At 70.9% G+C, this 898-nt stretch carries 2 protein-coding genes; one reads left to right on the top strand and one right to left on the bottom strand.

Features of this window, described 5'->3' with window-relative positions; all coding sequences use genetic code 11:
* Positions 1 to 225: 225 nt before the first annotated feature.
* Positions 226 to 507, bottom strand: a complete 282-nt coding sequence (locus IE225_RS32710; RefSeq protein ID WP_190061289.1) for a GntR family transcriptional regulator — start codon at positions 505 to 507, stop codon at positions 226 to 228.
* 171 nt (positions 508 to 678) lie between these two features.
* On the opposite strand from IE225_RS32710, the gene IE225_RS33670 reads away from it, so the two are divergent.
* Positions 679 to 898 (top strand): hypothetical protein (locus tag IE225_RS33670; RefSeq protein ID WP_229880220.1); only part of this gene is annotated, 220 nt, incomplete at its 3' end.

The following is an 898-nucleotide window of genomic DNA, read 5'->3' as shown; positions in this document are numbered from 1 at the left end:
GACGGCGGCCGGTGGATGGTGCGGCAGGGCGGCCCGGCGCGGCTGTGGGACGAGATCACCGAGCGAGTCGCGCAGTGGCAGGCGGACGGGCGCCCGCCGGCCGACCGTATGCGGCTGCACGTCGGCCCCGACGGGCAACGCCTCACCTGGGTGTGACCGAGGGCTGACGGCTCCGATACCGCCCCGCCCGTCCGTCGTTCCCCTGTGGCGGATGGGCGGGGCTCCCTACTGTGCGTCCCCGCTGCCGGAGTGCTCGGGGGCGGAGACGAACGCGCCGCGCTGGGGGACGACGAACACGGTCCCCTCATCGGCCAGCACGCGGACGGCCTTCCGAGCGGTCATGCGGGCGACGCCGAACTCATCGGCGAGGCGCTGCTCGCCCGGCAGGGGGCGCATGGGTAGCCAGTCCCCGCGCTTGATGCGGGCACGCAGTACCCCCGCGATCTGCACGTATACCGGCACTGGCCCGCCGTGGACGATCTTGTCATCCGGCCCGAAGTCGCTCATGCCTCAGAGAGTAGGGCGCTAGCTTCCAACCCGCTCCACTGTGTACGTACAGTCTCCGAGCTATACGAGTAGAGACCACTGGTATAGCTTCGTCTACGAGAAAGCCCCGGTGACGACGGGCTGGTCGTCACCGGGGCGGAGTGCCCATCAGCTGATAGGGAGCTGACGAACATGGCCGACCTTATCGCGCGTGCCTTCGCGTGCCTGTGTGCGCTGCTGCTGCCCGCTCGGGGGAAGCACCGTGCCACCCCTGCCCCCGCGCCGGACATGGCGCCTACCCCGTCCGCACGGCTCAGGCGCCCGTTGCCGGACCACAAGAGCCCATACGCCCGCGAGGCGGCCGAACGGCGGCCCATCGTGGACACGATCAGCCCGGTACGCCCGTACGTGC

This window comes from Streptomyces echinoruber, assembly GCF_014651135.1.
GTDB lineage: Bacteria > Actinomycetota > Actinomycetes > Streptomycetales > Streptomycetaceae > Streptomyces > Streptomyces echinoruber.
This window is presented reverse-complemented; position numbering and strand designations above follow the sequence as displayed.